At 70.9% G+C, this 21799-nt stretch carries 23 protein-coding genes and 1 pseudogene; 10 read left to right on the forward strand and 14 right to left on the reverse strand.

Annotation, left to right across the window (positions count from 1 at the left end):
- Positions 1-8: 8 nt before the first annotated feature.
- Positions 9-653 (reverse strand): GNAT family N-acetyltransferase, encoded by a 645-nt coding sequence (locus IE295_RS15475; RefSeq protein ID WP_190064200.1) that lies wholly within the window; start codon positions 651-653, stop codon positions 9-11.
- Between the two features lie 280 nt (positions 654-933).
- Between IE295_RS15475 and IE295_RS15480 the strand changes: the two genes are divergently transcribed.
- The 3 genes from IE295_RS15480 (at position 934) to IE295_RS15490 (ending at position 4859) form a co-directional block, all read left to right on the forward strand.
- A complete protein-coding gene (locus tag IE295_RS15480; protein WP_190064201.1) occupies positions 934-2970 on the forward strand; it encodes a S8 family serine peptidase in 2037 nt (678 codons plus the stop codon).
- A gap of 208 nt (positions 2971-3178) precedes the next feature.
- On the forward strand, positions 3179-4249 hold the full coding sequence (locus tag IE295_RS15485) for a hypothetical protein (protein WP_190064202.1): 1071 nt from the start codon (positions 3179-3181) through the stop codon (positions 4247-4249).
- A 217-nt stretch (positions 4250-4466) separates the two neighbouring features.
- Complete coding sequence (locus IE295_RS15490; RefSeq protein WP_224323245.1) at positions 4467-4859, forward strand: VOC family protein; 393 nt, start codon at positions 4467-4469, stop codon at positions 4857-4859.
- A 210-nt stretch (positions 4860-5069) separates the two neighbouring features.
- On the opposite strand, the gene IE295_RS15495 is transcribed toward IE295_RS15490, so the two are convergent.
- Together IE295_RS15495 and IE295_RS15500 are read right to left on the reverse strand one after the other, a co-directional pair.
- Positions 5070-5582, reverse strand: a complete 513-nt coding sequence (locus IE295_RS15495; protein ID WP_190064419.1) for an LLM class oxidoreductase — start codon at positions 5580-5582, stop codon at positions 5070-5072.
- Positions 5583-5629: 47 nt separating this feature from the next.
- Positions 5630-6529: pseudogene (locus IE295_RS15500) on the reverse strand (MFS transporter); the annotation flags it as partial.
- Between the two features lie 174 nt (positions 6530-6703).
- Between IE295_RS15500 and IE295_RS15505 the strand changes: the two are divergent.
- Positions 6704-7156 carry a winged helix-turn-helix transcriptional regulator gene (locus IE295_RS15505; protein WP_190064204.1) on the forward strand — a complete coding sequence of 151 codons (453 nt, stop codon included), beginning with the start codon at positions 6704-6706 and terminating at the stop codon, positions 7154-7156.
- A gap of 252 nt (positions 7157-7408) precedes the next feature.
- Here IE295_RS15505 and IE295_RS15510 read toward each other — a convergent pair whose 3' ends face one another.
- The 7 genes from IE295_RS15510 to IE295_RS15535 form a co-directional block, all read right to left on the reverse strand.
- Positions 7409-7894, reverse strand: coding sequence for a B-box zinc finger protein (locus tag IE295_RS15510; RefSeq protein WP_190064205.1), 486 nt, complete (start codon positions 7892-7894; stop codon positions 7409-7411).
- Complete coding sequence (locus IE295_RS34115; RefSeq protein WP_263453716.1) at positions 7891-8013, reverse strand: hypothetical protein; 123 nt, start codon at positions 8011-8013, stop codon at positions 7891-7893. Before IE295_RS34115 ends, IE295_RS15510 begins: the two co-directional genes overlap by 4 nt.
- A gap of 235 nt (positions 8014-8248) precedes the next feature.
- Positions 8249-8548 (reverse strand): isoprenoid biosynthesis enzyme family protein, encoded by a 300-nt coding sequence (locus IE295_RS15515; protein ID WP_190064206.1) that lies wholly within the window; start codon positions 8546-8548, stop codon positions 8249-8251.
- Positions 8549-8905: 357 nt separating this feature from the next.
- Positions 8906-9499 (reverse strand): hypothetical protein, encoded by a 594-nt coding sequence (locus IE295_RS15520; protein WP_190064207.1) that lies wholly within the window; start codon positions 9497-9499, stop codon positions 8906-8908.
- A complete protein-coding gene (locus IE295_RS15525) occupies positions 9496-9780 on the reverse strand; it encodes a hypothetical protein (RefSeq protein ID WP_190064208.1) in 285 nt (94 codons plus the stop codon). Before IE295_RS15525 ends, IE295_RS15520 begins: the two co-directional genes overlap by 4 nt.
- Positions 9781-9948: 168 nt before the next feature.
- Entirely contained in the window at positions 9949-10596 is a 648-nt protein-coding gene (locus IE295_RS15530; protein WP_229922975.1) for a response regulator, read from the reverse strand.
- A gap of 32 nt (positions 10597-10628) precedes the next feature.
- Complete coding sequence (locus tag IE295_RS15535) at positions 10629-11864, reverse strand: sensor histidine kinase (RefSeq protein WP_190064210.1); 1236 nt, start codon at positions 11862-11864, stop codon at positions 10629-10631.
- A 177-nt stretch (positions 11865-12041) separates the two neighbouring features.
- Between IE295_RS15535 and IE295_RS15540 the strand changes: the two genes are divergently transcribed.
- The 5 genes from IE295_RS15540 (at position 12042) to IE295_RS15560 (ending at position 18109) form a co-directional block, all read left to right on the forward strand.
- Positions 12042-13646 carry a serine hydrolase domain-containing protein gene (locus IE295_RS15540; RefSeq protein ID WP_190064211.1) on the forward strand — a complete coding sequence of 535 codons (1605 nt, stop codon included), beginning with the start codon at positions 12042-12044 and terminating at the stop codon, positions 13644-13646.
- A 758-nt stretch (positions 13647-14404) separates the two neighbouring features.
- The gene (locus IE295_RS15545) at positions 14405-14881 is read left to right on the forward strand and encodes a P-loop NTPase family protein (protein WP_190064212.1); all 477 of its coding nucleotides are present in this window, start codon (positions 14405-14407) and stop codon (positions 14879-14881) included.
- Between the two features lie 290 nt (positions 14882-15171).
- The gene (locus IE295_RS15550; RefSeq protein WP_190064213.1) at positions 15172-16260 is read left to right on the forward strand and encodes a NucA/NucB deoxyribonuclease domain-containing protein; all 1089 of its coding nucleotides are present in this window, start codon (positions 15172-15174) and stop codon (positions 16258-16260) included.
- A gap of 99 nt (positions 16261-16359) precedes the next feature.
- Positions 16360-16920, forward strand: coding sequence for a hypothetical protein (locus tag IE295_RS15555; RefSeq protein WP_190064214.1), 561 nt, complete (start codon positions 16360-16362; stop codon positions 16918-16920).
- A gap of 223 nt (positions 16921-17143) precedes the next feature.
- Positions 17144-18109 carry a LysR family transcriptional regulator gene (locus IE295_RS15560; protein WP_190064215.1) on the forward strand — a complete coding sequence of 322 codons (966 nt, stop codon included), beginning with the start codon at positions 17144-17146 and terminating at the stop codon, positions 18107-18109.
- 232 nt (positions 18110-18341) lie between these two features.
- On the opposite strand, the gene IE295_RS15565 is transcribed toward IE295_RS15560, so the two are convergent.
- The 4 genes from IE295_RS15565 to IE295_RS15575 all read right to left on the reverse strand — a co-directional run bounded on the left by IE295_RS15565 (position 18342) and on the right by IE295_RS15575 (position 20698).
- The gene (locus IE295_RS15565; RefSeq protein ID WP_190064216.1) at positions 18342-18836 is read right to left on the reverse strand and encodes a hypothetical protein; all 495 of its coding nucleotides are present in this window, start codon (positions 18834-18836) and stop codon (positions 18342-18344) included.
- 143 nt (positions 18837-18979) lie between these two features.
- On the reverse strand, positions 18980-19807 hold the full coding sequence (locus IE295_RS15570) for a PLL family lectin (protein ID WP_190064217.1): 828 nt from the start codon (positions 19805-19807) through the stop codon (positions 18980-18982).
- Between the two features lie 457 nt (positions 19808-20264).
- The gene (locus IE295_RS34120; protein WP_263453714.1) at positions 20265-20390 is read right to left on the reverse strand and encodes a hypothetical protein; all 126 of its coding nucleotides are present in this window, start codon (positions 20388-20390) and stop codon (positions 20265-20267) included.
- Positions 20387-20698 (reverse strand): alpha/beta hydrolase family protein, encoded by a 312-nt coding sequence (locus tag IE295_RS15575; RefSeq protein WP_224323242.1) that lies wholly within the window; start codon positions 20696-20698, stop codon positions 20387-20389. Before IE295_RS15575 ends, IE295_RS34120 begins: the two co-directional genes overlap by 4 nt.
- A 352-nt stretch (positions 20699-21050) precedes the next feature.
- Between IE295_RS15575 and IE295_RS15580 the strand changes: the two genes are divergently transcribed.
- Positions 21051-21683, forward strand: coding sequence for a Holliday junction resolvase-like protein (locus IE295_RS15580; RefSeq protein WP_190064218.1), 633 nt, complete (start codon positions 21051-21053; stop codon positions 21681-21683).
- The last annotated feature ends 116 nt before the right edge of the window (positions 21684-21799 follow it).

Consider the following 21799-nt stretch of genomic DNA (forward strand, 5'->3'; position numbering starts at 1 on the left):
CCCTGATCTCAGGCTAAGCGGCCCCGAGCACTCCCGCGAGAGGCGAGCCGGGCCGCGACCGTCGAAGGGATGGGCAGGCGCAGCAGCAGGCCAGGGCAGTGACAGGGGCGGCCGCACTGGGGGCAGGACTGGTCGCCGGTCGTTGTGGCCTGCAACCAGTAGTCGTGGAGGACGGCGACCGGCTGCCAGCCGAGGGCCCGGAGCAGGCCTTCGCTGCGCCCGTGCTGGTTGTGCAGCCAGGAAATCGTGTACGCCTCGGTGCACCGCTCTCGCAGCCACTCGGTGCGGTGTGCGGTGAGGGCGCTGCCGAGGCCGCGGCCGCGCAGCGGCTCGGTCACGGCCAAGGAGTTCAGCCGGCCGATCCGGCGGCCGCCGGCTGAGGGCGGAGCGGCGGGGAGGGTGCCGGGTGGCATGGGGGCGATGAGGTCGCGGTAGCCGTCGTCGTCCAGCACACGGGCGGTCGCCGCGCCCACCGGAACGGGAGGCTTTCCCGCGTATGCGGTCAGGAAGAGCAGGGCCCCGTCGCGGAGGCCCTCAAGGACGTTTTCGACGGTGAACATGCCGCGCCCCAAGATGGCCTCGGTCAGGCTGCCGGCGTCCGCCACGGCTCGCCGGTCATGTGGACCGAGTTCAGTGATGGCCCAGGTGGTCATACCGTCACTGTCTCGCGGATGCCCGGCGATGTTTGCGCAGGCCGACGCTGCTGCCGAGCGCCCTCCGGAGTAATGCCGAGCCCGTATGGGGGGCCTCCACCAGGAGTGGCGTGCAGGTGGACAGTCGCCCGCCTAGCGTGTTGGCCGTACGGAAGTAACCACGCAGCCCGGCGTGCCACCGGTTCAGGCGGGCTTCGGCCATATGGGCGTCGGCACGGGCAGTGCCGGGGCGCCACGGCTGCCCGGTGCGCGCCTTCCCCACCCCCTCCGGGAGTTCGGCATGGCCCGTATCACCATCAACGGCGTCACGATGGACCCGCTGGTCCAGGCTGACGAACTGGCCACCGCATCGTTGACGTCCGCGGACGCCTCCGCGTCCAACTACCTGCTCGTCCAGACCACGCACCCGCCCACGGCCGAGGAGAGGGAACAGCTCGCGGCGCATGGGGTGGTGGTCCACGAGTACGTTCCGGAGGACACCTACCTGTGCGGCTACCGGGCCACGGATCTGGACGCCGTGCGCGCACTGCCGTTCGTGGCCTGGGCGGACGTGTACTTCAACGGCTTCAAGATCGGCCGGTCGCTGCAGTCGGCCCGGCTGCGTTCGAGTGTCGCCGTGCTGGCCGATCCCCTGGAGGCGGCGGGTGACGGGACCCGCACCGTCGACGTCGTCCTGCACGAGGACGTCGATGCGAGCGTGGGCGGCGTACGGGACCGGATCGCGGAGGCGGCCGGAGTCAGCCCCGGCGACGTACGGCCCAGCCGCGGCAAGGTGCGGATGACGGCCCGCAAGGAGGACCTGTCCGCACTGGCCGCGCTCGACGAGGTGAAGGAGATCGAGGAAGTCCCGGAGCGGGTGCTGTACAACACCGTCGCGGGGACACTGATGCACGCCCACGTGTCCCTCAACGGCACGAAGTTCCGGGGTGAGGGGCAGATCGTGTGCGTCGCCGACACCGGCTTCGACAAGGGTTCGACCACCGATGTGCACCCTGCCTTCGCCGGCCGGGTCAAGCGCCTGATCGCCCTGGGACGCACGAGCCCCGCGCGGACGGACGACCCCAGCGGGCACGGCACCCACGTGGCGGGCTCGGTCCTCGGCGACGGGACGTCGGAGTCCATGGGCGGCGCCATCACCGGCACGGCTCCCGAGGCGCGACTGGTCCTCCAGTCGGTGATGGCCAAGAACGGATCTCTCGCCGGCATCCCGGACAACCTGCTCGACCTGTTCGAGCCGCCCTTCCTGGAGGACGGGGTACGGATCCACACCAACTCGTGGGGCCCGGGCATCCCAGGGCTTCCGTACGGCCCGGCCGCGGGCGAGGCCGATCAGATGGTCTGGGACCACAAGGACTTCGTCATCTGCTTCGCCGCCGGCAACGACGGCACGGACCGGGACGGAGACGGCCGCATCAACCTGAGGTCCGTCAGCGACGAGACGGGAGCCAAGAACGTCATCACCGTGGGCGCCAGCGAAAGCAACCGCCCCGAGATCCCCTTCACCTACGATGACAGGCTGTTCAACGGACCGATCAAGTTCCCTGCCCCACCGATCCACGGGAACAAGATGGCGGACAACCCCGCCGGGATGGCGGCCTTCAGCAGCCGCGGTCCGACCGCGGATGGCCGGTTCAAGCCCGATGTCGTCGCCCCCGGCACGTCGATCCTCTCGACGCGCTCGCGGGCGGCACCCGACCGCCAGAACTTCGGTGTCTCCACAGACCCCGCGTTCATGTTCGACAGCGGCACCAGCATGGCCACCCCGCTGGTCGCCGGCTGTGTGGCGGTGCTGCGCGAGACGCTGATGAAGAACGGCACCCCGAAGCCGAGCGCCGCGCTCATCAAGGCCATGCTGATCAACGGTGCCGATGAGCTCAAGGGCCAGTACATCCCCACCGAGGCTGGCCCTTCCCCGAACAACAACTCCGGCTTCGGCATCGTCAACCTCCAGCGCGCCGTCGTCCTCCCGACCGATGGCGACCGGGCGGGCTTCACCGACGCCGAGGAGCTGGACCAGGGAGAGGAACGCGAGTTCCGCATCCCGGTTCCGGAGGGGGCGGGCCATACCCTGAAGATCACCCTCGTGTGGACGGACCCCCCTGGCCCGGCCCTGCAGAACGACCTCGACCTGATCGTCCGCGCAGGCGGTCAGGAACGCCACGGCAACATGGGCACGGATCCCGGTTTCGACCGTTTCAACAACGTCGAGCAGGTCCAGTGGCGGGACATCCCCGCCGGGGAGGCCGAGGTCGTCGTCCGCGCCCACCGCATCACCCGGTTCGCCCAGCCTTACGCCGTCGCCTGGCGCATTCTCTGACGCGTATACGGGGAAAGTCCCGGTCGGTCGGGCCGGACGGTGATCGTTACTCCCATAAGGTGATCACCCATGTGGCCCGCGCGAGCGCTCGCGGCGGCGCGGCCCAGCGGAGCCGATGCGGAGCTGATGAGGGGGCAGAGTGACGGAGAGCGAGCCGGGCCGGGCCGGGACAAGGGCCCGCCGGTACCGGAAGGCAACCATCGGTGGGGTGGCCCTCGCGCTGGCCGCGGGGGCCGGCTGCTGGGCGGGCGGCATTGGGCCTTTCAAGAGCAAGGACCGCTACTGCTGGGGTGCGTGGGAGCAGGACAGCGGACCGATGTTCCTCGGCGAGAAGGCGTTCTACGACGGTGGTACGCGCACGGCCGCCGAGACTGCGCCTTCCAGCCGTGACCCCCGCGGTACCTGCACCGTCACGGTCCACGCCGAAAGCGCCGGCTCGAGGGAAACGATCCGCTACGAGGACCGGGTCACCGTCAGCTACGGCGTGATACCCGGCCCCGCGGCAGCCCGTACGGAATGGCTGGGCGAGTTCCTCCAGGGGGAGTCGGACCGGCTCCCCGACGATCTCCCCGGCATGGTCGGAGCCGACCGGGGGGTATTCGTCCTGCCCAAGGAGTGCGACGTGGACGGGCGTCCCGCAGCCGTCACCCTCCGCACGCGCAGCACCGGGGTATCCGCCTCCGGCACCTCTCACACCATCGTCCCCACCTTGGACAAGAGGGACATCGCGAAGATGCTCCTCGCCGCGGCCGACCACGGCATGCGGAAAGCGGGGTGTGCACCCGCCAGGACACCGCGCCTGGCCTCCCCCTTCCCTCCCGAGGAGACGGAGAAGGCCCGGACCGAGAGGAAGAGCCCCATGAGGTGGGGGGTCTGTGACATCAAGGGCCTGCACGCCGGTGACGGCGAATCCCTGGCCTGGAGCCAGACCGGTGCGGACAAGCGGCTGCAGATCTGCTCCGCGACCGCGGTGCCCGGCGCCGACGCGGAGCTCGCCGGGCAGTTCATCGCAGTGAACGGGCTCCCCCGCCTGGAGGCGCTGTTCGACGGCATGACCGACGAAGGCGTACCCGCCACCGGCTGGCGAGGCAAGGCAGTACTCGGGAAGTCAACCGCCCTCGTACGCGCCGACTGTGGTGACAAAAAGGCCGTCTTCTTCCAGTACTTCAGCGAAAAGATGAGCAAAGCGGCCGGTCCCGGCCCGGAACGGGTTTTCGCCAACGGAGCCAACGCCGCCGCCAAACGGGCGGGCTGCGCCCCGGTGGCACCGACCGACTGACCACCTCCGCAGGCCGAGACAGGCCCGGCCATCGGACGGCAGATTTTTTCGTCCGTTCGTCACATTCTCCCATCGAGGTTCGTCAGTGAAGTGACGAAGCAACACGACCCCACCCGGGTGACTGACGACCGACTCGAACTCCGAGGCTGATCGGCACCGCGGGCGCGGAGGTCGCCGGACCGGCACATGGGAGGACGACACAATGTTTGTAAACGTCATGTATGTGACGCTGTATGTCACCGATCAAGACCGCGCGCTGAGGTTCTATACGGAACAGCTCGGCCTGGAGAAGCGTGTCGACTATCCGGGTCCTGATGGACGTTTCCTCACGGTGGGCGTTCCCGGCAGTTCGCTCGAGATCATGCTGTGGCCGCGCGCTGCTGTCCCGGGGCAGCCGGCCGAGGCGCAGCCGGGCATCACGCCCGGTCCGCTCTTCCTCGAATCGGACGACCTGAGGAAGGACTTCGAGGTGCTTCGCGACCGCGGTGTGACGTTCGACCAGCCCGAACCGGAGGACTACCCGTTCGGGGTCCGCATCGAGGCAGTGGATCCCGATGGCAACCGGATCGCGCTGCGCCAGCGCAGCCGGGCGGGCCGTGGCGATGGCTGACCGTCCGTAGATCCTGCCGTGGCCGACGCCGCGCGGTGCCGGCCACGCCACGACCCGGCCCGGTGTGTAGGGCGCGCGTGTGTTGATGCGGCGAGGACGGCAGCGACAGATAAGGCTCGCCTCATCATCAGCAGCCCGGGAGCCGGCGGCGACGGCTTTCAGGGTATCCGCACTCGTGCCGTGTCGTTGTGCCTGTGCGGGTGTCCCTGGTCAGATGGGCAGGTGCATGGCGAGTTGCTCCCACTGCCGTACGGACGGGGAGTCGGGTGTGGTGGTCATGAGGTGGAGGCTGACGTGGTCGGCTCCGGCGTCGAAGTGCTCGTGGACGCGCTGGGCGATGTCCTCGGCACGGCCGTGGGCCACCAGCGCGTCGACCAGCCGGTCGTCGCGCGCGTCCGGGTTCTCGTATCCAAGCCCCCGCAGCAGGTCGCGGCGGTTCGGCAGGGCGGCCGCGGCCGTGGTGCGGGCCAGGTCGGCGGTGTCGGCGCGGTCGTGGGTGAGCACGCACAGCTGCGTGACGGCCAACAGGCCGTCGTCTCCGAGAACGGTCCTGGCGGTGCGGGTGTACTCGACGGGCATGCCCAGCACCGTTGCGCCCCGGGCTCGTTCGGCGGCGAGGGCGAGCATGCCGGGGGCCAGGGCGGCGAGTACGCGGTGCGGCGAGGCGGCCGTGCCGGGTGGCCCGAACGGGGCGGTGTCCAGCGCGTCGAGGTAGGAGCGCATGGTGGCAAGGGGCTGCCCGGAGCGGTGGCCGCGGATGTCCTCGGCCAGGCGAGGCTGGTCTGGACCGTGGACCAGCCGCGTAGCTCCCGCAGATACAGCACGGCGATGAACTGGAAGCCGAAGAAGCCGGCGGAGAAGAGCAGCGCGGCGAGGTTGGCGCGCACCAGGGAACCACTGCGGAAGACCCCCAGCCGCACGAGCGGGGCGGCCGCCCGGCGTTCGGCCAGTACGAAGACGGTGAGGAGCGCGAAGCCCGCGGCGAGGGTGCCCAGCGTCTGGACCAGGCTGGTGTGGGCGGCGCGTTCGACGGCGAGGACGAGGAGCACGATCGCGCCGGTCACGGTGAGCGCCCCGATCAGATCGACACGCTGCCCGGCCCGGTCGGGCCGCTCGGACTTGGGGATGAGGACGAGGGCGGCGACCAGGATGACGAACGACAGGACTACGGGCGCGAAGAACACCCAGCGCCAGTCGGCCGAGGTCAGCAGCCCCCCGACGACCAGGCCGACGGAGAAGCCTCCGGCCGCGGTGCCCGAGTAGACCAGAAGGGCCTTGTCGCGCTGCGGCCCCTCCTCGAAGCCGGTCGTGATGATGGACAGCCCGGCCGGAGTCATGAACGCGGCGGCGACCCCCGTCACGAAGCGGGCGGCGATGAGCGTCGGTCCATCGTCGGCGAAGCCGCCCAGGCCGGAGAAGAGCAGGAACACGGTGAGCCAGAACAGAAACATCTGCCGGCGGCCGAAGAGGTCCGCCGCTCTTCCGCCCAGCAGCATGAACCCGCCGTAACCCACGACGTAGGCGCTCATCACCCACTGCAGCTCACCGGTGGACATCCCCAGGTCGGCACGGATCGACGGCAGGGCCACATTGAGCATGGCCACATCGATGCCCTCCAGGAAGATCGCTCCACACAGTACGAAGAGCACTCCCCAGGCGCGCCCGCCCAGACGGGCGGCGCCGGGCTCCGGCGGTGGTGACGTGGACGACGTGGACACAGGGTGGCTCCTTCAAGCGAAAAGGAAAGAGGAGAAAGGAGAGAACGAAGGCGTCGCAGGCAGTTACTAAACTTCCTGTCAGTTCCCTCTTGTTACTGCCTCGATCGTGGTGCACCCTGAACGACCATGGAAGAAGGCACTTTGAAGTCACCGAGTTACTGCACGGGAACCGAGGACGACCAGGCCCGCCAGTGGGACACCCGAGAGGGCTGCGAGGTCCGTCAGATCCTCGACCGCGTGGCCGACAAGTGGTCGCTGCTCGCCATCGCCCTGCTCGACCGCCGCACCCTGCGCTTCACCGAACTGCGGCGCGAGATCGACGGGATCAGCCAGCGCATGCTGACGGTGACACTGCGCCAGCTGGAGCGCGACGGACTGGTGCGCCGCACGGTGCACCCGGTCGTCCCGCCGCGCGTGGACTACCAGCTCACCCCGTTGGGCACGACGCTGCACGACACCATCCAGGCGCTCGTCACCTGGACCGAGGACCACCAGGACGAGATCGCCACCGCGCGCGCCGAGTACGACCAGCGCGAGGCCGGGGCCGAGAGCGCGCAGACGGCGATGGGCGGGGTCTGAGCCGGGCCCGACAGGCAAGAGAAGGCTGGCCGGAGTGCACCATGGGCCAGAAGAGCCGGGCGCGGCTGCGGTGCTCCATCCAGCGGGCGATTTCCGACGGCATCGACTCCGCCAGGCCCAGAACCGGCTCCAGCAGGCTGAGCCGGTTCCAGCGGAAACCGACCTGGGTGCCGGCGGGTCCGACCGCGTCAGCGACCGCCTCGGCGTAGGCGTGGTGGGGCCGCTCCTACAGCCCGAACCGCGTGGTGCCCGTCATCGCTCACCCTCCGCCGGAACCCGCTCGTCGTCACCGAGCTCGGCCAGGGCCAGGACGGTGGCGTGCTGCTCGGCGCTGAGGCCCAGTGGCTGCTCGCCCCGTTCCTCGGATGCGGTGTACAGGTGGCGCTGGCCGTCAGCCCAGGCCCGCAGCACCTCGCGGGCTTCGTCGGGGGCCAGGTCGAGGGCAGCGGCGACCTCGTTCCAGGTGGCGCCGAGCTGCAGGGCGTCGCGGACATGGGCACCGCGGCCGTACTCCATCTCGCGGCGGACGGCCTCGCGCAGCGCGAGCACGGCAAGGGCGTCGTCGGTGGTGGCCCGCTCGGCCTCGTGCAGGGAGTCAGTGGGGAGCAGGCGGTTGGTCAGCCGGTCGGCGTGTTCCTGGTGCTTCTCGGCCAGCCACGTCAGCGGCGTGGCCGGCGGGACGTCGCCGGGGCAGTGGACTTGGAGGTCTTGCCAGTGCTTGTAGGCGTTGGTGCTCACGTCTGGGGCTCCTTCTCCGGGCGGTGGAACAGTTCGTGGTGCCGGTTGCGGTGCTCGAGCCGCCGCCGGCGCGCGTGGTCGTAGCCGTCGGCGTCGACCAAGGCGAGGCCCGCGCCCACCGGGTGTTCCAGGTGACCGGCACCCAGCGGGACCGATCGTGCTCGCCCGGGTCGCCGGCGGGCAGCCGGTACGTCACGTCATAGCGCAGCGCGGCCGCGACCGGGGTGACCGCCGTGCCGAAGCGGAGTACGGCGCGCTGGGTGTCGCTGCCACCGCGGCAGTCCGCCATGGCCAGGGGGCGGATGCGATGAGTGAGAAAGGTGTCCGGGGCGTCGACGCGTGGCGGGGTTCGTGTCAGCGTGGGCTGGCGAGTTCTTCCAGGTGTCCGGGGCCGGAGGCGGGTAGCCGGCTGTCGGCGCGGTAGCGGGCCGTGGCGGACTCCCAGTCGTAGCAGTCGCGCATCCAGTGCCGCATGCCCTCGGTGTACCGGTGTTCGTGCCCTGTCTGGCCGGGGTTCAGGCGCAGTTCCCGGCACAGGGCGGGGATGCTGTGCTCGAGGTTGAGGAAGCGCTCGACATGCTCGCGGGCCATCGCGGTGATGTGGCCGATGGCCCGCTGCTCGCTGACGCCTTGTTCGCGCTGGATGATCAGCACAAGGTTGTGGGTTTCCGCCGCTAGCCGTGCAGGGCGGGGATGTGGCGGATGTCGGAGGCGTTCTCCGGCCGCCCCCGCCGCGTCAACGTTGCCGGCGAACCCACCCGGGCACGACGACCAGGCGGTCGGGCTGCGCGAGGCACACGAGAACCACGCTGCCGGACTTCACTGCCGTCCTGCGCTGCGCCCGCGCCGGCGGCACCGGCTTCCCGGGCTCGGTCGACAAACGTGGAGCTGAGCTGCTCCACCACGTCGGTGGCTTCAAGAAGTGGGCCCGCAGCCGGTCCGGGCAGTAGTCGGTGCCACCGGCCCGGGGTGATCCATCATCCGCCGCCGGCCGACGTGGCCGGCTCGGCGTTAGGTGCCGGGGTTGACGGGTCGCTTGTAGTAGCGCCAGGGGAACCATCCTGCGCCGACCGGGATCCAGCCTTCTGATTGCATGCGCCGGTGTCGCGCGATGGAGGGGAGCGTGACCCGGCAGTGTTCCCAGGGGTGGCCGGAGGCCTCGACCTCGTGGAAGAAGGGGCCGTAGCCGACCATGTGCCAGCCGTCGCGGCCGGCTTCTTCCAGGGCGGCCATCTCGTTGAACGCGGACAGTCCGCTGAGGGTGCGGCGCTTGGGGGCGTTGGGTCCCCCGGCGGGCGGTGCCGAGGGGCTGGCGTCTGTGGCCTTGTCCGCGAAGCGCTGCTGGGCGGCCTGGCGGCTCACTCCCAGGACGCGGCCCACCGTGTCCCAGCTGTGGCCGGCGGCCCTGGCGCCGTGGACGGCCTCGCGCAGCAGCCGGCTTGCCTCCTCGGCGCCGACGCGCGAGGCGTCGACCAGGCGCAGGTAACCGTGGGCGTCGTGTTCGAGGGAGTCGGCCAGACCCTCGGGGGCGCCGAGGACGGCTGCGGCGATGCCTTCGCGGATCCGGTCCATCTCCGCGGGGTGGAGCAGGGGTTCGTTACTCATCGGCTCAGTCCGGCAAGAGGCTCGAGGGCGTCGAGGACTGCCTCGTCGCGGCGCGCCTGCCCGGCGGAGTCGCGGGCCGCGGCCCGGGCGGCCAGGCCGGCCGTGCAGGCGATGAGTGCGAGGCCCACGACGATCAGGGCGACGGTGGCGGAGGTGCCGAACCGGTCGCCGAACATCACCGTCACGGCCGGCAGACTCACGGCGAGGGGCAGAGCGGCGGCCATGGATGAGGTGGCGGGGAAGAGATCCCGGTGCCGGGACCTCGAATTCAAGATCAACATGCGTCAAGGAAACCTTGACGCGGCCGACTTGTCAAGAATTCCTTGACGCCCGGGTCCCGGACCGCCGCCGCATTGCTCTGGCCAGCGTGCCGGACCTCGCCCGTCCCCAGCTCCCGGAGGCCCGTCGCGGCCTTCGGTTGCGGTCAACGGCAGGCCGCGACTCGACGGCTACCGGTGCTCCGGCACCGGTGAAGGGCCGTCCATGTGGCCGTGGCGGTAGGCCCAGGCAGCGAGTTCGACCCGGTTGCGGACGTCGAGTTTCAGCTGGGCGCCGGCGAGGTGCTTCTTGACCGTGCCGAGCGAGATGTGCAGGCGTTCGGCGATCTCGGCGTTGGTGAGGCCCTCGGCGGCGGCCTGAACGGTCGCCAGCTCGCGTTCGGACAGCGGGTGCCCGCCCGCGCCGGGCAGCGGCAGCCGCCCGCGGTCGGCGGTGAAGTGCCGCAGCAGCCGGACGGTGACCTGGGGGGAGACCATGGCCTCGCCCCGGGCGGCGGCCCGGACCGCCTCGATGAGCATGGCCGGGCCGGCGTCCTTGAGGAGGAACCCGGCCGCGCCGCCGTGCAGGGCCTCGTGCACGTACTCGTCGAGGTCGAAGGTGGTGACGACGATGACGCGCAGCGGGTCGGCGACGCCGGGGCCGGCCAGGCGGCGGGTGACGTCGAGGCCGGTGATGCCGGGCATCCGGATGTCCAGCAGGCAGACGTCGGGGCGGTGGTGTTCGGCGAGCCGGAGCGCCTCGATGCCGTCGCCGGCCTCGGCGACGACCTCGATGTCCGGTTCGGCGTCGAGGATGTAGCGGAAGCCGGTGCGGACCATGCGCTGGTCGTCGGCGAGCAGGACGCGGATGGTCACCGGGCCGCCGTCCGCGCGCCGCCCGCCGGGGTCGGTGAGCCGGACAGGCCCGGCAGCCGGGCGGCGACCTGCCAGCCGGTGCCGGACTCGGCCGGGCCGGCGTGGAAGGTGCCTCCGAGCAGCTTGGCCCGCTCCGCCATGCCGATCAGCCCGTAGCCGTCCCGGTAGCCGTCCCCGGTGTGGGCGCGGACCGGACCGCGGCCGTCGTCGTGCACGTCCAGGTGAAGTTGGCCGCCCTCGCCGCGGACCAGGACGGTGACCTGGGTGGCGCCGCGGGCGTGGCGGTCGGTGTTGGTCACGGCCTCCTGGGCGATCCGGAGGACCGCGGCGGCGAGCTCGGTCGGGGCGCGGTCCAGTTCGGCCTCGCCGCGCACCGCCACCTCGGGCCGGTGGCCGTCGCCGGGCCGGGCGAGGGAGGCGAGCCGACGGGCCGGCGAGTCGCCGTCCATGTCCGGGTGCTCGCCCTCGCGCAGCGCGCCGACCAGCCGGCGCATGGCGGCCAGCGCGTCCGCTCCCGCGTGCTCGATGTCGGCCAGCGCGGCACGCAGCAACTCGGGGTCGCGGGCCGCGACGTGCTGCAGCGCCTGCGCCTGGACGACGATGCCGGTGACCTGATGGGCGACGACGTCGTGCAGGTCCCGGGCCAGGGCGTTGCGCTCCTCGCGCACCGCGCGCTCGATGTGCCAGGCGCGGCGCTCGGCGCGCCAGCGCAGCAGCAGGCCGGGCCCGAGCAGGACCAGCACCAGCAGCGCGTTGTCCACGTCGAACGGCCCGCCACCGCGCCCGGCGGCGGCCAGCAGCGCGGCGAAGGAGGCGAGGGCCGTACCCGCGATCACCAGCGGCCGGCAGCGGTAGGCGACCAGGGAGAGCAGCAGCGCGAGGGCGAGCGCCTCGGTGACACCGCTCGGCCGGTGCTCGGCGTCCAGCAGCCGGTACCCGGCGGAGGCGGCGAAGGTCACCGACAGGGCCCCGGCGACGGCGGCCGAGGTTGCCGACCGCGAGGTGCCGGGACGCAGCGCCCAGAGCGCGAGGGCGGACATCGCCGTGCCGGAGGCGAGGAAGAGGCCGTCGGCGACCGGCCCCGGGCGCATGCCCCACCAGCGGTCGAGGTCGGCGAGCACGGCCAGCAACAGGCTCCCGGCGGCGAGGGCGAGCGGCACCAGGTGGGCCGGGCCGACGGTGCCCGCGCGGGCGGCCGGCGTGGGCGGGTGAACTGCTGACCGATTGTGCATAGCGACACCGTACGTGGGAGGCGAGCAGCGCCAAGGTAGCCGATCGGCTACTTCACAACGGGCCGGACGGCCGCCGCGGGACGGCTCTGACCTGGGCGAACGTGAAGCGTCATCAGTCGGCGGCCGGATTCGGCGGCCGCCGCCCGCATCTGTCCGCATCTGTTGGAGGAAAGCCCCGTGCCCGTGCCCGTGTCCGAGACCGCTCCACCCGGTTCCACCTCACCCAACGCCCGCTCCCAGCACGCGGGTCGGCGGCGAACCATCCGGTGGACGGCGGCCGCCGCCGTCCTCGCCGCGCTGGCCGCCTTCGCCGTCGGTCCGCGCAGCGCGCCGGCCGCCGCTCACCGCAGCGGTGACGCCGCACTGTCCGAGCGGGTCGCCGGCCTGCTGCCGGACGGGCAGGGCGCGGGCGGCTCGGTGGGTGTCTCGGTCGCGGTGATCGACCACGGCAAGGTGACCCGGGCCGCGCTGGGCACCACCGACGGCTCCACCCCCGTCACCCCGGACACCGTCTTCGAGACCGGCTCGGCACAGAAGGTGCTCACCGCGAGCCTCCTCGGCAGCCTGCTGGACGCCGGGAAGATCAGGCTCACCGACACCGTCGGCGGGCTCTGGCCCGAGTACACCTTCGCCGATCCGGCGGTGGCCGGCATCACCGTCGAGCAGCTCGCCACCCACACCGCCGGCCTGCCGTCCTTCCCGCCCGACGGCGCGCAGTTCCCGCTGGCGATGGCCGGCTACCTGCTGGGCGGCGACGGCTACTCCGTACTCGGCGACCCGGTCCGTGCGCTCACCGGCCTCTCCGGCTACGGGCCGAAGCCCGACACCGGGTTCTCCTACTCCAACCTCGGCTACGCCGTCCTCGGCAAGACCCTGGCCAAGGTCGACGGGCGCGACTACCCGACCGCCCTGCGCGAGCGGGTCCTCGCCCCGCTCGGCATGGAGCACACCACCGTCCGCACTGCCCCCGGCACCCCGGACGGCGCCATCCTGCCGTTCCACACCGCCGGCACCCCGGTCGTCCCGTGGACCAACCCGCAGTGGGCGGCGGTCGGCACCGGCACCTGGACCACCAGCGCCGACCTCGCCGCCTTCCTCGCCGCCAACACCGCCCCGAACCCGCCCGCTGCGCTCGCCCTGACCCACACCCCGCGGGCCGCGGTCGCCGACTACGCCGACCGGGACGGACGGATCGGGCTCGGCTGGCAGCTGTGGAACGCCGGTGGCACCAAGGTCGGCTGGCACAACGGGCTGACCAACGGCTCACGCGCGTTCGTCGCCTACACCTCCGACCAGCGCGCGGTGGTCGTGCTCGCCAACTCCACCCGCACACCGACCGAGAAGATCGGCTTCGAGCTGCTCGGCATCAGCGCCCCCGAGTTCGACGAGCCGCCGACCCCGCACCCGATCCTGCTCGCCTTCACCGTCCTGCTCTCGGCCGGCGCACCCGCACTCGCTCTGCTCGGCCTCGTGCGGCCCCGCCGGGCCCGCCTCTCCCGCCCGCTGGACCGGCTCAAGGCCGTCTCCCTGCCGCTGACCGCCGCCACCTGCTGGCTGCTCGCCCTGCGGGTCGGCGAGTGGGGCCACGTCCCGGGCGTCGTCTCCGCCCTCGGCGCCGGCCTGCTCGCCGCCACGGCCGCCGAGTCCGTCCGCCGCTGGCCCACCCTCCCGACCACCCGGGGTCGCCGGCCCTGGCTGCGCGCCATCACCTTCGCCATGCCCGCCCTCCCGCTGGCCGCCCTCCTCTGCACGACCGCGGTGATCACGGCCCAGCTGCCCTGAGCCCCCTCGGCGGGGCGGCCGGTCCGACCTCCGTCGGACCGGCCGCCCGTCGTCTTTGATCTCTTCTTCGAATTCAACAGGCGCGCGCTCGGGGACGCCCAGGCCCTTCTGCCCGAAAAGCCGGCCGCGATTCCTTCCGACGATCTCGCCCTGTTTGCCCCTAGGCGTGGTGCTCCTTCGGTAGGTGCTGGTGCCGAAACCAGTACCCCCCCATGGAGCTGACGCTGTTGGGGAGCTTCGCCCGCCCGGCGGTACTTGGTAGCCAGGAAAGGGGCCCTCGTCGATGACGAGGGCCCCACAGCTCCCGTCCGCCACGATGTGTGACGTCGAGTGTTCGGAACCTCTGGAGTTGCTCAAGGCGCGCTTGATGCGCTGAACACGGGGGCATTGCTCTCGCACAGAGATCGCAAGGAGACCGAACGGGGGCGGACGAGTGGGATACCTGGTGGTGCTGGGGATCATGCTTACCTTGGTGCTCGTCGCGATAGTGCGCGTCAGCAGAAGGGGTAACAGCCGGCCGACAAGGCGAAGCAGGTCATGGGGTGAACAGGGCGGCTACGCCTGTGGCGGCAGCTGGTCCTGTGGAGGTGGCTCGTCCTGTGGGGGCGGCTCGTCCTGTGGGGGCGGTGGAGGCGACTGACCTTTCGGGCGCCCCGCCTTGGGCCCACCGCCCGGCTGCACGACCAGGGCGGCCCTGCACCACTTACGTATGCTCCGCGGCACGGCCCGAGCGCGTCTGCGCCACCCCGGAGCTGTTCTTGTCCAAAACCTGGGGCGAGCTCCAGGACCATGCCGAGAACGACCAGGCAGGCGAAGACCTGCTGCCATGGGTCGAGCTTGTCGATGACCTCGGCACCGACGACGCGGTCCTTGAAGCCGTTGACCGCCTTGGCGCCGAGAACGCGTGCGATGGAAGAGTCGCCACTCTCCACAAGGCTGAAGGTCGCGAGTGGTCCTCCGTACGGATTGGCGAGGACTTCGCGGAACCCGAGCCCGACGCGTTCGGCCGCCCAGGCCCGATCTCCACAGGCGAGGCACGCCTGGCCTATGTAGCTGTCACCGTAGCTCGCCGCCACCTCGACGTAGGCGGCCCCGGCAACCTGGACCAGCTGCGCAGCCGTGGTGTCGTTGAGGGCGTAGGTGACGTAGCAGGCGATCGAGGCACGGATTCGCCGTCTCCCCGCGCCTGCTTCAGGCCGGGATGGGGCAAGGCGGCGCGGGCTGAATCCACCTGAAGGCCGTGCCTTGGTGCTTGGCGGCACGATGACGGCCGACGGCAATGCAGGGCGTCCAACTGCTCGCTGATATAGGTGAGTTGTTGGAGATGATCACGGTTGACTGCGTAGGATCGGCAAGCGACGCATGGCATGTTCATGCCCATGTCTATGTCCATCACCTTCGAAGGGAATCCATGCAGTTAAAGCGAATAACCGTGCCCGCTCTCGGAGCGGTAGCCATCCTGGGAACCCTCCTCGCCCCCGTATCCACCGCGGCCGACACCACGCCGCAGGCCGGGGGCGCTTCCATGCCCGCGACCGTGTCCGCGGCCGCCGCGGTCCCGGACTGTACGGAGCTGGACAAGCGCCTCCCGGCGCTCGCGAAGGCGGCCGCGGAGGACGAAGCCCTGGCGGCGTGCGACGCGCCCGCAGCCGAGGAGGAGGCGGCGGCGCAGCTCAGAACTCCCGCTGCCAAGGAACTGCTGGCCGCCGGTCCCTGCGCGACCGCGCCCAACAAGGGCTGGAAGTTCACCAGCCGTGGCCGGGCCTGCAACCCCGAGTCCCGCCTGATCAACGTGCGGAACGTGCGCACCGGCCGGCTCGTCGGGCAGCTCTACTACCTGTCCGTCGGCATGATCGTCGCCAAGAACGACTCCCTGACCTGGGACCAGACGGTTTCGATGAAGAAGACCGGCGGCTGGGGCCGCATCGCCGGCACCAGTGTCTACGGGGTGGGCCGCTGCGCGTCCGCGGACAAGTGCACGACGCTGTTCACGAACTTCCCCATGCAGCGCATGGGTGAGGGGCGTACGAACGAGGGCCAGTGGAAGATGCGGTCCACGATCGACAAACAGGGCAAGGAACGCGGCAAGGGCCAGAACCGCGCCACGGCCGTCTTCTTCAACCCCGGCTGGGTCGGCGTTGCCCAGCATGATCTGACCTCGGCCAGTGTGCGCTGCGACTCCATACGCAACATGGGCCGTGGCGGAATGGGAGCCGGGTGTGTCCTGCCCGAGTACTGGCCCACGATGACGGAGATGAAGCAGTTCCCGTACATCTCCCAGGGCATCAGGAAGGTCCAGCGGGTCGGGCCGCACCACTACGGCCGCAAGACGGGCGCGAACCCGAACCCGCTGGTGTACACCTCGAACGCGGGGATCCGGAAGGCCAACAACGAGGCCGCGTGCCCGGCCTCCCGTCCGCGCCCTCCGGGGCAGACGTGTGACGAATACCCCTTCGCCTCTACCCTTCAGGGGGCGTCGCGGACGCAGTGGCCGGACTGGGGCTGGCGCTGGGTGCCGAAGAACGAGAACGACCGGCAGGGCTACCAGATCCGCACGTTCTACGACAACAACCGGATCCTCAACGGCGACCGCTTCTGGGTCGACGCCGGCTGACGAGGAGCGGGCCGGCAAAGGAAGCCGGCAAACAAAGCTGACAAACAAACCTGACGAAGGAAGCCGAAGAGGAAGGTGAGAGGGCGGCAGATGGCGGCGGTGACAGCACAGATCGAGATCGACCACGGTCAGTACCTGCTGGAGGGCGACGCGGGCCCGGTCGACTTCTCCTTCACCGGGTTCAACGGCCTGGTCGCCTCCGTGGGCCCGGACGGGCAGGTCACGGACGGCGGGGTGTGGGGCGTGGTGAGCACCGGGATGCGGTCCGGTTCTCTGAAACTGACCGTCCAGGTGCTGGACGCTCCGCCACTGCCGCCCTCGGCCGCCGACCACGAGCGGTACAGCGAGATCGTCGAGGTGTCGCTCGCGCTGGACGGCCGGGCCGCCGGGGTGTTCTCCCTGCCGGAGGAGACCAACCCCTGGGAGCCGGACGAGGACGGCGATCAGGAACCCCCCAGGACCGCCCGGGACGTCTTTCCGCGCTTTTCCGGGGCCGGCCCGGGACCGTACCGGGTACGGGTCCACGCACGTGGCCGGGACGCCTCCCGCGACGGCGATACGGGCGCGGAGGAACACCTGATCCTCGTATGGGCCGCGCCCATCGGCACGGAGACGGTGTTCCGGGCAACCGACCAGTGCGGAGCATCTCTACGCCACTGATCTCCGTACCCCGAACGGTCAGGAACGCGCACGTCGGGCGGTGGCGAGGACGGCGCCGGCGGCGGAGCGGAAGCGTGCGCGGAACGTGGGGCGCGCGTCGGGTGTCCAGCGGGGCGGGGCGGCGAGGAAAAGAATCATGCAGACAACGGTCGCCGGTCGGCGCCGAAGGGTCCAACACCTGATCACTGGCCATTTACTACGTTGCTGTTGTTGACTGCTTCACGTGCCGTACGACCTGGAACCGCGTTTGCTGCGAGCCTTCGCCGCCGTTGCCGAGGAGCTTCATTTCACGCGCGCCGCGGCGCGCCTTTACATTGCCCAGCAGGCGCTCAGCCGTGACATCCAGCGGCTCGAGAAGGCCGTCGGTGCCACGCTGTTCACCCGGACCACCCGGGCCGTCTCGCTCACGGCGGAGGGCGCCCGGCTCCTGCCGTACGTTCGGCGCGTCCTCGCCGCGTACGACGAACTGGCGGCGGCGCGGGAGGGAGAGAGCCGGCCGCTGCTCGTCGACGTCGGAGGGCCTGTGTCCACAGGGGGGCGCGTGGTGACCGCGGCACGGGAAGCGGCGCCCGGGCTCGAGTTCGTCGCCCGCTACCGCAGTGGCCTGACCGGCGCGGCCGAGCACATCCTCGCCGGGCGGCTCGACGTCTCCTTCGGCAGGATCGCCGGGCTGGCGCCGGAGGTACGGGAGCGACTCGATCACCTGCCCGTCCGGCTGGAGCGGATGGCCGTCCTGCTGCGTGAGGACCATCCGCTGGCCGGCCACGACGCCGTGCCGGTGGGGGCGTTGCGGGGCGAGACGGTGTACGCCGGTGCCGGGAACCCCGCCACCGCGGAGTGGACCGATCTCGCCGCCCGGCTCTTCGACGGGCACGGGATCGTCATGGCCGAGCCGTTCCCCGGGATCGAGGGGGCGGAGGAGTTCGTCCGGGTGGTACGCAAGCGGGGATGGTCGGTTTTGGCGAGCGTCGAGTTCATCGAGGTGCCGGGGATGGTGCTGAGGCCTCTGGTCAAGCCCGTACCCCTGTCACCGGTGTCGATGGTGTGGCGGCGCGGCCTGCGGCACCCGGGTCTCGACGCGCTGCGGACAGCAGCGCAGGAGCTCGGCGCGTCACAGCGGTGGATGCGGCTCGCCGGCCCGGGATGGCTCCCACCGGCTGACGCGGAGGCGATGGGAGTCGTGGACTGAGGCCACGGGGGACCGGCGTCGGGGCGGCGCGGAAGTGCAACGCGGAAGTGCAACGCAGGAGCCCGTCCGTGGTGTGCGGCCGCGTAGACCGAACCGTAATTGCCCATCCAGTGCCATGTCTTAATCTGCACCTTCGTGGGGGCGCATTGCTCGGACTGGACGCTTCCCTTGGTGGCGAGGGCTTGGCCACCGGCCGGCACGGTGCAGCTGGAGCTCACGGTTGCCGGCCGGCTCAACCGTCGACGTCAACCGCCGACGGGCACGGCCGGATCCACTGGGCCGCGCCCCGGACCGCTTCCGCACGGAGCGACGCGGTGATCAGGTAGCGGCCGTCGCCATCCCCTGCAAGCCGAAACGTGGCGGGAGGCGCGCCGCCGAGTGCGTCGAGGACCTCGGCGGCCGGATATCCGAAGAGGTCGATGCCGTGAAGGACGACAGGGCAGCCGGACCCGGCGGCGAGCGTGTCCGGGGCGCGGGTCAGGGTGATCTCGGCCAGTCCGGAAACGTCCTCGTGCGCGCCGTCACGGTTCCGGGTGTCGCCGTGGGCGTGGAGCGTCAGGCCGTCGTACTGAGCGGTGAAAGCCCAGCCGGCGCCGCAGACCCACCTCTCGTGGACGTCCGCCACCGTGGCGACGGCCCATTGCGCCGCACGCTCGTCCATCCCCAGCCGGAGCGTGCCCGCGCGGCCGGGCAGCCTGATGCCGACCTCTGGCAGGAATTCGAACATACGGTGATGATCCTGCCCCGGAACCGCCCTGGGCAAGCGGACCGCCCTGGGCAGGCGGACCGCACGCCCGGTCGCCCGGCCGGCCGACACGGCCGTGCGGTGACATCCCGCCGACGGCTACCGGCCGCGCAGAGCCGGAGCCGTCAGAACCCCAGTGCGGGGGCGCCGTCGGTCCTTCGATCGTAGAGCTCTTGTGGTGCGGACCAGTTGTGCCGGGACCACAGGATGTGGTTGTCGCTTGCGCCGCGCCAGGCCATGAGGAGCTGTCCGTCGGCGCCGCGCGACAAGGCGGGTGCGGCTTCAGTGCGTCGGTCCGTCAATGCCTGCTGGGAGGACCAGTTGGTGCCGTCGAAGTACGACCACCAGATGAGGGTGTCGGGGCCTGCGCCTCGCCAGGCCATCACAGGCGTACCGTCCGCTCCGGTACCCAGAGCCGGCGAAACGTCCGTTCTGCGGTCGTTGAGCGCTTGCTGCGCGGACCAGCTGTAGCCGTTGTACTGGGACCACCAGATGTGGTTGTCGCTTGCGCCGCGCCAGGTCATGAGGAGTCGTCCATTGCTGCCGCGGGTGAGGGCGGGAGCGGCTTCGGTGCGTCGGTCTGTCAGCGCCTGCTGGGAGGACCAGTTGGTGCCGTCGAAGTACGACCACCAGATCAGGTTGTCCGCCCCCATGCCCCGCCAGGCCATTACAGGCGTGCCGTCGGCTCCGGTACCCAGGGCCGGAGATCCGTCGGTTCTTCGGTCGTTCAGAGCCTGCGGTGCGGTCCAGTTGGCGCCGTCGTACTGGGACCACCAGATGTGGTTGTCGGCTGCGCCGCGCCAGGCCATGAGGAGTCGTCCATTGGTGCCGCGGGTGAGGGCGGGTGCGGCTTCGGTGCGTCGGTCCGTCAGCGCCTGTTGGGAGGACCAGTTGGTGCCGTCGAAGTACGACCACCAGATCAGGTTGTCCGCCCCCATGCCCCGCCACGCCATGACCGGTCGGTCAGCGGCGTGAGTGGCCCTGGCTCCGGCCCTGTCGGTGGCGTGTGATGCCTGGGGGTGGGCTGTCAACGTGGCGAGCAGTGCGACGACGGCACACAGCGCGAAGCGTATGCGTCCGCGTGCGGGCGACCGGGGTACCCGTTGCAGATGGAGCATCGATGCCTCCCTGGAGAAGCCTGTACACGATCAGATCGGAACTCGGGCCCAGACCATCCGGACTCAGCGGTAGCCCGACCTGCGGCGAGGACGTGCGGCGAGAACTCTGGGTGGGTGGGAACAGCTTCCCGGAGGGAGAACCCAGCGCTTCCTGACTGAAAGGGTCGCGGTCCCATCCGTCGGACGACCTTGGCGTGGGAAACAGCCCATCGCAAGCCTGATGGCAAAGTCGGCGAATACTGGGTGTCTCGCGGTGGGGCTGCCGCACGGTCGCCCGGCCGGAGCCGCCCCGTCAGCGTGCCCGGCCGGCGTGCCCGCCCAGCGTCTCCTCCAGCCAGTCGAAGACGACCTCGCAGTGCTGCTGCGGCGCCATGGGGGAGCAGTGCAACTGGGCGCCGGTTGCGGCCGTCAGCTTCACGTACTTCTTCGGGCAGCGCAGCTTCTCGTAGAACTCGGCCGGCTGCCCCGGGTAGAGAGCAACTGGCCCTGACCTGGCCCGTCGTAGACGAGGGCGTTCCAGCCCCGGTCCAGCGCGGTGGAGACACCGTAGGTCCACATGTCGACGTTCTGGCCGTCGCTGCCGTTGGTGAGGATGACGGTCGGGCGCGGCTTGCCGGAGCCGTCGGGCCGGAAGAACCACACCGGAAGGGACGTCTTCTTGTCGTACCGCACGACGTCCGTCAGCGCGGCCGGAGCCATGAGGCTCTTCGCGGACGAATCGTTCAATTTCAGTGTTCTGATGGCGCTCGGAGGCTCCGGCACGGGCGAGCCGGGGACGACACGGGTGACGGCCCGGTGCCGGTGCCGGTGCGGGTGCCGGGTTCGGGAGTGGGCGTGGCCCGTGCGGGCGCGGCAGCCGCGACGACCGCTCCGGTGCCGGCGGCCAGTCCCACGGCGAGCGCGCCACGCCGGGTCGGCCCGTGCGAACGGGAGGGGAATGCAGAGGGCATGGGGAAGCGCTTCGGGTGCTGCCAGGAGTCGATGTGACGGGCCGCTGGGGCCCGGATGGGCAATTTTTCGTCCCGCTCGCCGGTTACGTTGAAAGACTGGCCGTTTCCGTGTTGTGAGGGGGGAACAGGTGACAGCACTCTTCATCGCCATGGCGGGCGTCCTGGTGGTGGTGATGGCCATGGCAGTCCTCCTGGTGCGCTCGGCCCGAGCCGACGCCCAGGCAGCGCAGCAGCGCGCCGATACGGCTCGTGACGAGCTCCGATTAGCCGTGGAGAATCACGAGAGGGCTCTGAAAGAACGAGGCAGGATAGCGGCTCGCAGCTCGCGCAGTACGTTCGACGGCCACGTCGCGGAGAACGCCTTCCCGCACGCGGCGGAACACGGCTACCACCCCAAGGACATCGTCCACGTCGGCGGAGTCATCGACTTCCTGGTCTTCGACGGACTCTTCGAGATCAGGCAGGGCACCCGGGCCCCGGAAGAGCTGACGGTGGTCCTGGCCGACGTGAAGTACCGGTCCAGCGCACTCAGCCTGGAACAGCGCGCGGTCATAGCGGCGGTGAACGAAGGCCGTACGCGCGGGGAGTACTGGAAGGCGAGCAGGGACAAGGACGGGCAGCTCCTCTATCAGCCCCGAACCGAAGTGGTGCTCCGCCGGCCGGCAAAGCCCCTGGAGATCCGGAAGCTCGCCACAGGCACACTCGAGGGATCCTTGGAAGAGGCCGAGTCCGTACAGGACACGGACGGCACGGGCCTGTAGACCGAGCCGCAACCGGAGCATTCGGCCGACTGGTGGGTGAAGATGACGACGCAGCCCGCCGGACCGCTGACCTTCAGCCTCCCCCGGCCAGGCCCTGGCGTCCGCCGAGTCGGCCC

The organism is Streptomyces griseocarneus (genome assembly GCF_014655595.1).
Taxonomy (GTDB): Bacteria; Actinomycetota; Actinomycetes; order Streptomycetales; family Streptomycetaceae; genus Streptomyces; species Streptomyces griseocarneus.

Bases quoted from the DNA above. Each gene is read 5' to 3' on its own strand.
- IE295_RS15570 (WP_190064217.1), bottom strand. From the start codon at position 19,807: ATGGCGTGGCGGGGCATGGGGGCGGACAACCTGATCTGGTGGTCGTAC.
- IE295_RS15535 (WP_190064210.1), bottom strand. From the start codon at position 11,864: ATGCACAATCGGTCAGCAGTTCACCCGCCCACGCCGGCCGCCCGCGCG.
- IE295_RS15530 (WP_229922975.1), bottom strand. From the start codon at position 10,596: ATGGTCCGCACCGGCTTCCGCTACATCCTCGACGCCGAACCGGACATC.
- IE295_RS15520 (WP_190064207.1), bottom strand. From the start codon at position 9,499: ATGAGTAACGAACCCCTGCTCCACCCCGCGGAGATGGACCGGATCCGC.
- IE295_RS15505 (WP_190064204.1), top strand. From the start codon at position 6,704: ATGGAAGAAGGCACTTTGAAGTCACCGAGTTACTGCACGGGAACCGAG.
- IE295_RS15550 (WP_190064213.1), top strand. From the start codon at position 15,172: ATGCCCGCGACCGTGTCCGCGGCCGCCGCGGTCCCGGACTGTACGGAG.
- IE295_RS15495 (WP_190064419.1), bottom strand. From the start codon at position 5,582: ATGCGCTCCTACCTCGACGCGCTGGACACCGCCCCGTTCGGGCCACCC.
- IE295_RS15480 (WP_190064201.1), top strand. From the start codon at position 934: ATGGCCCGTATCACCATCAACGGCGTCACGATGGACCCGCTGGTCCAG.
- IE295_RS15475 (WP_190064200.1), bottom strand. From the start codon at position 653: ATGACCACCTGGGCCATCACTGAACTCGGTCCACATGACCGGCGAGCC.
- IE295_RS15525 (WP_190064208.1), bottom strand. From the start codon at position 9,780: ATGTTGATCTTGAATTCGAGGTCCCGGCACCGGGATCTCTTCCCCGCC.
- IE295_RS15565 (WP_190064216.1), bottom strand. From the start codon at position 18,836: ATGTTCGAATTCCTGCCAGAGGTCGGCATCAGGCTGCCCGGCCGCGCG.
- IE295_RS15490 (WP_224323245.1), top strand. From the start codon at position 4,467: ATGTATGTGACGCTGTATGTCACCGATCAAGACCGCGCGCTGAGGTTC.